The sequence below is a fragment of the Gracilibacillus oryzae genome (assembly GCF_009498735.1).
Classification (GTDB): domain Bacteria; phylum Bacillota; class Bacilli; order Bacillales; family Amphibacillaceae; genus Gracilibacillus; species Gracilibacillus oryzae.
Genome location: NZ_ML762453.1, coordinates 35263 through 45237, shown reverse-complemented (window position 1 = coordinate 45237; position 9975 = coordinate 35263). Strand labels below are relative to the sequence as shown.

Annotated in this window: 7 protein-coding genes; 6 read left to right on the top strand and 1 reads right to left on the bottom strand. The window is 41.8% G+C overall.

The window, feature by feature from the left end; all coding sequences use genetic code 11:
- Positions 1-395: 395 nt before the first annotated feature.
- Positions 396-1886 carry a BCCT family transporter gene (locus tag F9U64_RS20790; RefSeq protein ID WP_153406816.1) on the bottom strand — a complete coding sequence of 497 codons (1491 nt, stop codon included), beginning with the start codon at positions 1884-1886 and terminating at the stop codon, positions 396-398.
- A gap of 171 nt (positions 1887-2057) precedes the next feature.
- Here F9U64_RS20790 and F9U64_RS20785 point away from each other — a divergent pair, with 171 nt between their 5' ends.
- From F9U64_RS20785 to F9U64_RS23250, 6 genes are all read left to right on the top strand, one after another.
- Positions 2058-3635, top strand: coding sequence for a cation:proton antiporter (locus F9U64_RS20785; RefSeq protein ID WP_153406815.1), 1578 nt, complete (start codon positions 2058-2060; stop codon positions 3633-3635).
- Positions 3636-4042: 407 nt separating this feature from the next.
- Complete coding sequence (locus F9U64_RS20780) at positions 4043-4615, top strand: permease (RefSeq protein ID WP_153406814.1); 573 nt, start codon at positions 4043-4045, stop codon at positions 4613-4615.
- 124 nt (positions 4616-4739) lie between these two features.
- On the top strand, positions 4740-7898 hold the full coding sequence (locus F9U64_RS20775) for a DEAD/DEAH box helicase (protein ID WP_153406813.1): 3159 nt from the start codon (positions 4740-4742) through the stop codon (positions 7896-7898).
- Between the two features lie 201 nt (positions 7899-8099).
- The gene (dctP, locus tag F9U64_RS20770; protein WP_153406812.1) at positions 8100-9095 is read left to right on the top strand and encodes a TRAP transporter substrate-binding protein; all 996 of its coding nucleotides are present in this window, start codon (positions 8100-8102) and stop codon (positions 9093-9095) included.
- 25 nt (positions 9096-9120) lie between these two features.
- Complete coding sequence (locus F9U64_RS20765; RefSeq protein WP_153406811.1) at positions 9121-9621, top strand: TRAP transporter small permease; 501 nt, start codon at positions 9121-9123, stop codon at positions 9619-9621.
- A gap of 4 nt (positions 9622-9625) precedes the next feature.
- The coding region (locus tag F9U64_RS23250; protein WP_228275824.1) for a TRAP transporter large permease subunit at positions 9626-9975 on the top strand (350 nt) is incomplete at its 3' end.

Genomic DNA, 9975 nt, shown 5'->3' with positions numbered 1-9975 from the left:
ATTAGACATAAAAACTCCCCTTAAGATGAACAGATTTTATATTTTTAATCTGTCTACCTTAAGGGGAGCATATCATTCAATAGTGTGTCCGGGTTTTTTGTTCATGAAAAAATTGGTTCATATTTCGCTCTGTCAAAATACTTCGCTTTCACCACAGGCATAAGTGCGACATCTACTCAAGCAAAATACACTTTCGTAGTGTCTTCTTTACCGCTGGGCACGGCCTCAGCTTCCTCGGAAAGCAAATCCCGCTTTCCTGCGGGATCTTCGGCTCGCGCTGTTCCCGCTGGAGTCTTAGTATTTTGACTACGCTTATTGTGTGCGTACATTTTCTACATTATAGTATCGTTCGTATTTTAGGTTAAGTATTTTAGTTATGTCCCAGGCCCTTTCTCTCATAATTCCTCTTTCAACCCTTTTATTAAGGAAACGATCATCACGAGTACTATCACAGTAAACGGCAATGCAGCCAGAATCGCTATTGCTCGTAAAGCTTCCAGACCGCCGCTAAGTAATAATACCGCTGCTGTAATCGAAATACAGAATCCCCAAGCCAGTTTTACGAGCTTATTAGGATTTAGAACCCCTTTAGAAGAAATCACACTTAATACATAGCTTGCAGAATCAGCTGAGGTAATAAAGAAAATCGAGATCAGCAGAATCCCCAGAATGTTCAAAATCAAACCAAGCGGCAATTCCCCAAGCATCAGGAAGAATGCTAATTCCTCATTTTGCTGAGCTTGACTGGCGATATCGATAGCTCCTGACACTTGCATATCGAGTCCTGTTCCACCCATAATGGAAAACCAGACAATACCAAGCAGGGCAGGAACAAACAGTACGCCCATTACAAATTCTTTTATCGTTCTGCCCCTGGATATTCTTGCGATAAATGTTCCGACATAAGGCCCCCAGGCAATCACCCATGCCCAGAAGAAGATCGTCCACTGTCCTCGCCAGCTTCCGTCTGCGTAAGGGGATAACGACAAACTTAATGAAAGATACTCCCCAATGTACTGACCGGTGACGGTGACAAAGCTGTCAAATAAAAATGCGGTAGGGCCTAAAAAGAGGACAAGTACCATCAGGATACCAGCAATAATAATATTGCTTGTACTCAAATACCGCATCCCTTTGTCTACTCCTGATAATAAAGAAGTGATAAACATTGCCGTAATAACAGCGATGATGATTAATTGACTAATCTGATTGTTTGGTGTGCCAAAGACTTCGGAAATTCCGCCACTTACTTGCATTGCGCTTAAACCGAAAGTTGTGGCAACACCAATTGCTGTCGCTATCGTCGAGAAGATATTAATGACTTTTCCCAGTGTTCCATTTGCTCTTTCTCCAATTAAAGGATAAAAGGCATGACTGATAAGGCCAGGCCGGTTTTTTCTGAATTTAAAAAAGGCCATAGTCAACCCGATAATGGCAAAAACACCCCATGGTTGAAGAGCCCAGTGAAACACACTATATTTTAAAGCAGCCTCAGCCGCCGCTGTTGTTTCTGCCTGATAGCCAGGAGGAGGATTCACATAGTGCAGCACAGGTTCTGCCACTCCCCAGAAAACAAGCCCTACCCCCATTCCTGTAGCAAACAGCAAGCCTAACCAGGAAAAATAGGAATATCTAGGCTCACTATCTTGTTTGCCTAATTTGATATTACGATAAGGTCCAATAGCTAGATATAAACAGGCTAATACGAAAATCGTTGTGGCAATCATATAAAACCAGCTGAAATATTTATTCATCCAGTTCATTGCTGTATTAGATGTATTGCTTAAATTATCGGGGAAGAAAGCACCCCAGCAAACCAAAATGGCAATAATACTAAAGCTGACGTAGAAGACAGTTCCAGGCCGTTTTTTTTCTTTTCTGTTCATCCAATCCTCCTTTTTGAGATCATCCTCCTATCTATACCCTACACTGAGATCCACTAAAACATGGAAAATGGACTTTTCAATTTTTCTATGACGGGATCTCGTTTTGTTTTCTTCTTAATTGGGGAAAATAATTAGTATTGTAAGAAAACAAGCATAAGGGAGGGACAGATCTTGCATGAATTGGATGCCCATCATATTTTTCAGCTTGCTCTTATATTAGTGATGATTGCAGCAGGTATTACGGCGATTGCCAAAAAGTTCAAGCAGCCATATCCGATTGCATTGGTCATCGTTGGGGCAACCATCGGACTTATAAACATTCCTGTACTGGAACCATTAAAAGACTTTATTACGGAAGGGGAAGTTTTTAATTTTGTCATTATTACATTGTTTTTGCCGGCATTATTAGGTGAGGCGGCACTGAAACTTCCTTTTTCCCATTTAAATGATAACAAAAAGCCAATTCTTGCACTGGCATTTGGCGGTACATTTTTGTCATTTCTTATCATCGGATTTTCGTCCATGTGGCTGCTGCAGTTATCAATCCCAGCCGCTTTTGTCTTCGCAGCCTTAATGAGTGCAACAGACCCTGTCAGTGTTTTATCGATTTTTAAAAGTGTAGGTGTTAAAAAAAGACTGGCGACAGTAATTGAAGGGGAAAGCTTATTTAATGATGGCCTTGCGGTAGTCTTATTTAACATATCGGCTTTTTCCTTAATCTCGTATCTGGACCTCGGACTTTTGGGAGCAGGTTATGGGGTATGGGAATTTATTAAAGTGATCTCATTAGGTCTGATTATCGGCGGTTTGATGGGTTACGGATTCTCCCGTCTGACGAAATATTTTGATGACTACCCATTGGAAATTATATTCAGTATCATTCTCTTTTACGGCGCTTTCTTACTTGCCGAAAGTGTGGAGGCATCTGGGGTAATTGCCGTTGTTGTTGCAGCACTTATTTTTGGAAACTATGGTGCCAAAATTGGGATGAGCCCTGCAACAAAGCTGAATATCAGTAATTTTTGGGATGTGGCCACATTGCTTGCCAATTCCCTCGTTTTCTTAATGGTAGGACTGGAAATCACCAGAATCAATGTTGCAGAAAACTGGGGCATCATTTTTCTCGCGATTCTTATCGTGCTTATTGCCAGAAGTATTGCGGTTTACAGCAGTCTTTTTTTCATCAAGAGCATTCCACTCTCCTGGAAGCATATTCTCAATTGGGGAGGGTTAAAAGGATCGTTATCAATCGCGCTTGTGCTTAGTCTGCCAAGGGATTTTGCAGGACGTGAAGAAATTCTGCTGCTTGCATTTAGTGTAGTACTGTTCTCCCTTGTTGCCCAAGGTCTGACTATCAAGCCTCTAATTTCATGGCTTGGCGTGAATAAAAAAGAAGCCAGTTATGAGGAATATGAAGCACTTATGGCACGTGCGCACCGCTTTGAGACTGGTATCAAGGAAATCATTCAGGTAAAAAAGAAATTATTTGTAACAGATGTAGTATCACAAGGAATAATCGCAGAATATGAAGAGCAACGTACGAAGTTGCACCAAGATATAAAGGAGCTTTTTGACAAATACCCTGCTCTGAGAGAAAAACAGGAAAAAGCTCTGTTGAAGCATTCGCTCTATGCTCAGTATGATGCAATGGAGCATTTGCAAAGAGAAGAGATCATCTCCAGTGAAGTTGCCGAAAAAGAAAAAGATCTGATTACAAACAAAATTGTGGAGTTAGAGGAAGATCATTAGGAGAATTGGCGAATACTGGGAATTAGATGCCGAACAGGACAGGAGAATTGATAGGAAAAAGCCATTTAACCATCAATACTCCCCTGAAGCTCAAGGGATTTGATAGGAAAGAGCCATTTAACTATCAAAACTCCCCAGAATCTCAGCAGTTATGATAGGAAAGAGCCATTTAACTATCAAAACTCCCCAGAATCTCAGCAGTTATGATAGGAAAAAGCCATTTAACCATCAAAACCTCCAGCCCACGGAGTAGATTTGATGAACATATAAGATAGAGATTGGGTCATATGTTTCTGTCCCAGTCTCTTTCAGCGTTAATCATCTAAACAATAACTTAACAATAATGGCTGCACTGCTGCTATATAATGAAAAGTGAACACAAATTGAAGCTAAAGGGTGGTGTTAACGTGTTTGCTGGACATTTTGGAGTGGCAGCTGCAGTAAAAAGTAAAGCCCCGGAATTGCCGGTTTGGACATTGATTGTCAGCTCACAGTTACTGGATATCGTATTTCTTCCCTTAAACTTAGCCGGACTGGAAACAATGGAGCCAATAGGAGAGGGTGGTTATGCAAACTTGATGATTTATGCATTTTATAGTCACTCATTAGTGGGAGCGCTAATCCTTTCTGTATTAGCTGGACTTCTGGCTGCAAGATTCTGGGGAAAAAAATCCGGAACAATTATTGGGATGGTAGTTTTTAGTCACTGGATTTTAGATTTGATCGTTCATCGTCCTGACCTGGCTATTTTGCCTGGTAATCTAGGCGATCTTCCGCTGCTTGGTCTAGGTTTGTGGGAATCAGCTTCTGCAAGTATCGTAGCAGAATTTATCCTCATAGCGATCGGTGCTTTTCTCTATTTCAGATATGCCCTCAATTCGTCAGGTCCAGATAACAGAGCGAAAGGAATCGCTGCTGGCGCCATCATGACTGTCTTTCTCCTCTTTTCTATATCATTTGATGCTTTTTCCTTGTTGTAAAACGGGGGGACAGGCACCTTTCTTTAAAAAAAAGGAAGTGAGCCTGTCCCTTTGTATTCCTCTACTCTTATAATATAATCATGGGAGAAGATGACGGAACAACGAGTGGAGGGGGCAAAAGCACATGAACATCCAATTAAATCAGAAAATCATCAAAGACAGGTGTGGTACTGTCTCCTTCAAAAAAGGAAACGCTTATTATAGAGCCAATAAGGTAAACTTTGATTACTATACTGCCGAGCATTGTAAGGCAACGGTAAAAGGGAAAGAGGATTTTCATGTCACCATAAGTGCAGAAGCAGACGGCGAAATCCGGACAGCATGCACGTGCACCACCTTGCCGTCCTTTCAAAATGACTGTCAGCATGTTGCGGCCGTTTTGCTTGCACTTGATGAGCACAGAGAGCATGGGACAGTTCCAAATGCCGAGACGGAGACAGCCAGTAAACTGACAGAAGGATTGAAAACGATCTTTGACCAAAATCCTGTGCGCTCCAGCGGTCATCAGACACACTTTGAGCAAAGAAATGTCCTTCATCTCATTTTTACATGTAAGCCAGTCCTCATCGACAGGCAGTATATGTTCGGGGTAGAGGTGAATATTGGGCCGATAAAAGTAAAGCATATTCGCGATTTTCTGCAAAAAGTGAAAGAAAGGACACAAGTCCCGCTATCCAAGTCTTTTACGTATGACCCTGAACTGCACTGCTTTCCAACTGAAACAGATCGAGTTCTGGAGCAGCTGATAAAAGTAATGGAGGATGAAAAGAACTGGAATACCAAGCAGCCGCAATTGCTGATTATTCCACCATCGTTCAGTGACAGGCTGATTCCATTACTCACAAAAGCGCCACTGGTGAAACTGGAATATGATGATCACACATATGAAGGGCTTCAGCTTTCAGACGAGAAGCTGCCATTACGGTTTGATTTTGCCGAAGCAGAAGGCGAAAACTATCAGTTGAGAATCTACGGCTTTCAGTGGATGACTGTACTCCATTCCTATCGTCTGGTTTTCTGTAACGGAAAATTAATTCAAATGGCAATCGAGCAGAACAACCAGCTCGCAAATTTAAAGGAGCTGCTGGATGGATCAGGGACCAATGTTATTCCTATACCGCAGGAGCAGATGGATTTTTTTATGAAAAAAATTATTCCAGGGTTGCGGAAATTAGGTTCTGTTCAACTGTCAAGAGGAATAAGGGAGCACTATGACAAAACGCCGCTCGTGGCCAAGCTCTATCTTGATCGGGTGAAAAACCGTCTGCTGGCAGGGCTGGAATTTCATTATGACAATATGGTGATCAATCCATTGGAAGATCAGGAAAAGTATCAGAGTCTGCCTTTTATCAGAGACCAACAGAAAGAAAAACAGATACTGCAGCTAATAGAAGAAAGCTCATTTACGAAAACAGAGGGCGGCTATTTTCTCCACAATGAAAAATTGGAGTACGAGTTTTTGCAGCATATCGTCCCAGAGCTCGAGCCGCTTGTCCAAATCTATGCAACAACTGCAGTAAGAAACCGGATTTTCAACGGTGCCCAACCTAAGATCAGAGTGGCCTTTAAAAAGGAGCGGATGAATTGGCTGGAGTTCAAGTTTGAACTGGAAGGCATTCATGAAAAACATATCCGCGAATTGCTACAGGCCCTTGAAGAAAAGCGGAAATATTACCGTTTGCGTAATGGCTCATTAATGTCCCTCGAGACAAGAGAATTCGATGAGATCAGGCGGTTCTTAAACAGTGTTCCTGCCCAGGACGTCGAACATGAATTTGAAGTACCGTTTGTGAAAGGGTTAAGGCTGATGGACACTGTTGATGATCCGTCCACTTTCACAATAGAAGAATCCTTCCGGCAATTTTTAAAGAAGGTGAAGCAGCCAGATGAATCTGCTTTCCCCGTGCCGGAGAGCTTGTCATCAATATTGCGAAATTATCAAAAGCATGGCTATCAGTGGATGAAAACTATTGCGGACTATGGTTTTGGCGGCATCCTGGCTGATGACATGGGATTAGGGAAAACACTGCAGAGCATCACCTATATGTTGTCAGAACTTGCGAATATCCGTGAAAAAAAGCTGCCAGTTCTTGTTGTTTGCCCATCATCACTGACTTATAACTGGCTGAGCGAACTAAAGCAGTATGCCCCGGAATTAAATGCAGAAATTGTTGACGGAAAAAAAGCAGACAGAATCAAATTACAAAGAAACGCAATGGAGAAGGATGTGCTGATCACATCCTATCCACTCTTGCTTCAAGACATTCAGTGGTATCAGAAGCAGACCTTTCATACCGTGTTTTTTGATGAAGCCCAGGCATTTAAGAACCCATACACACAGACAGCGAAAGCAGTGAAAAGGATTCAGGCAGATCACCGTTTTGCTCTTACGGGAACCCCGATAGAAAACTCGCTGGAAGAGCTATGGTCGATCTTTCATGTTGTTTTTCCGGAACTTTTGCTTGGCTTAAAAGAATACAGCAACCTGACAAGAGATAAGATTTCGAGGAGAATTCGTCCCTTTTTGCTCCGCAGGGTGAAGGAAGACGTGCTGGCAGAACTGCCGGAAAAAATCGAACAAGTAGAAGCAAGCGAACTGCTGCCAGATCAGAAGAAACTGTATGCTGCCTATCTTGCGAAACTGAAACAAGAGACATTAAAACATTTAAACCAAGACACCTTTAGGAAAAATCGGATTAAAATACTCGCAGGCTTAACACGACTCCGCCAGATTTGCTGTCATCCAGCGCTGTTTGTCGATGGCTATAAAGGCAGTTCCGCCAAATTTGAACAGCTGAAACGAATATTAGAGGATGCCAGACTTTCTGGCAGGAGGGTCCTGATTTTTTCCCAGTTTACTAAAATGCTGCAGCTGATTGGCAATGAATTAGCATATCAGGGCAGGACATTCTTTTATCTGGATGGACAGACAGCGTCAGAAGAGCGGGTGACTTTATGTGACAGGTTTAATACAGGGGAACGTGACATTTTTCTGATTTCATTAAGGGCAGGCGGGACAGGCCTTAACCTGACTGGTGCTGATACAGTTATTTTATATGACCTCTGGTGGAACCCTGCAGTTGAGGAGCAGGCAGCAGACCGTGCCCACCGCATGGGTCAGACAAAAACGGTCGAAGTGATCAAGCTGATTGCCCGCGGGACGATTGAAGAAAAAATGAACGAGCTGCAGGTGAAAAAGCGGGATTTGATTGAGGAAATTGTCGAAAACAAGTCAGAAACGAAACTGACAGAAGAGGATATCAGAGAGATATTGAGGATCTAGGGCGAAGGCTCATGGGTAAAGCGATGAGCCTGTTCCCTAAAATTACATTCTTGATTTTTTATATAAATTCCTTTATTATAAAAATAACAACGTTGTTATTAACTTATATGATAGCGTTATCTAAAGTGGTATTGATAATAATATCTCCGTTGTTTTTCAAAATAGTGCGTGTTTAAAAAGTCGGCATAGGAGTGATACTTGATGAAAAGGAAAGCGTTAACAGTGTTATTGATATATTTGGCTGCTGCAATTTTAGCTGGATGCAGTCAATCTGCATTCAGTAACTCAGGGGAGACAACTACTTTGATTTTGGCCGAGAACCAGCCGGCTGATTATCCAACAACGATTGGTGCAAAAGAGTTTGCCAGACTGGTAGAAGAAAAGACAGATGGCAGATATAAAATCAAGGTATATCATGGCGGTCAATTAGGTGAAGAAAAAAGTGCAGTCGAGCTTACCCAATTAGGGGCGGTTGATTTTGTCAGGACTAACTCAACCCCGCTGACTGAGTTTAACGATCAAATAGGTGTACTGGCAATGCCTTTCCTGTTTGACAATGAAGAAGAGAAATGGGATCTGCTTACCGGTCAAGTAGGGGAAGATCTTTTGGATACGTTTGCAGGAACAAAGTTAGTTGGTTTGGCATTCTATGATTCTGGTGAAAGAAGCTTTTATAATACGGTCCGCCCGGTGTCGTCACCAGAGGATATGAAAGGTTTAAAGATTCGTGTACAATCGTCTGAATTATCGATAGATATTGTAGAATCACTTGGGGCGTCTGCAACACCAATGGCATATGGAGAAGTATACTCTTCGCTGCAAAACGGGGTAATAGATGGTGCGGAGAACAACTTTCCAAGCTACTATACGTCTAATCATTATAATATAGCGAAACATTATACGTTAAACGGTTATCAAGGAGCACCGGAAGTCCTGTTAGCTTCACAGGAAACATGGGACATGCTGAGTGAAGAAGACCAGGCAATATTTAAAGAAGCGGCAATGGAGTCAATTGAAGTCCAGCGGGAGGCATGGGCAGAATTGACGGAAGTTTCCAAAGAGGAAGTAACAAAAGCAGGCAGTGTGCTGACAGAAGTGGAAGATATAAGTGAATGGAGAGAAGCTGTACAACCGGTTTACGATAAATATGGTGATCAGTACAGAGAGTGGATCGACAAGCTGTCAGGTGATCAATAACTTCTAAGCTACAAGGGGGATTTTTATGAAAGCGCTAAAGAAGGCCAAGCAACTAATGGATCAATTATTATTGGTTATTTCCATAACGTTAATCAGCATTATGGTTTTAGTCATCCTGTATCAAATATTTACCCGCACATTTCTAAGCTTTACTCCAGCGTGGTCAGAAGAGCTTGCGCGTGTATTGTTTGTATGGATCAGTTTATTTGGTATTGCTTATGGGTTCAAAGAAAAACTGCATATCTCTGTAGGGTTGCTTGTCAAAAAATTTAATGAAAAGACCCAGAACCTGATTGAATTCTTAACGAAATTGCTGATTATTAGTTTTGGCGTCGTCTTAATCTATTTTGGAACAGAATTTATGCTGCTGATGAATTACTCCAGTCTGGCAGGATTGGGTATATCCTCAAGCTATTTATATGCTGCTATTCCTGTAGCAGGAATTTTTATCACGATTAATGGTATCGAATTGTTATTTGTAAAAGGATTGCATCAGGAATTTGACGAAGATGCACTAGAGGGGTGAAAATATGGAAATATTATTACTAATAGGCGGATTCATATTACTGCTGATCCTTAGAGTGCCGATTGCGCTTTCCATCGCGATTGCATCCATTGGAACAGGAATGTATATGGGAATCAGTCCTGCCGCAATTATTCAACAGATGGCATCAGGTTTGAATTCATTCTCTCTATTAGCAATTCCATTCTTTATTCTTGCTGGAGAAATAATGAATGAAGGCGGGATATCGATAAGATTAATTAATTTAGCTAATGTTTTGATTGGTAAAATCAGAGGCGGACTTGCCATGGTGAATGTGATGGCAAGTACTTTCTTTGGCGGTATCTCTGGATCTGCACTAGCGGATACGTCTTCATT

Bases quoted from the DNA above. Each gene is read 5' to 3' on its own strand.
- F9U64_RS20790 (WP_153406816.1), bottom strand. From the start codon at position 1,886: ATGAACAGAAAAGAAAAAAAACGGCCTGGAACTGTCTTCTACGTCAGC.
- F9U64_RS20775 (WP_153406813.1), top strand. From the start codon at position 4,740: ATGAACATCCAATTAAATCAGAAAATCATCAAAGACAGGTGTGGTACT.
- dctP (WP_153406812.1), top strand. From the start codon at position 8,100: ATGAAAAGGAAAGCGTTAACAGTGTTATTGATATATTTGGCTGCTGCA.
- F9U64_RS20765 (WP_153406811.1), top strand. From the start codon at position 9,121: ATGAAAGCGCTAAAGAAGGCCAAGCAACTAATGGATCAATTATTATTG.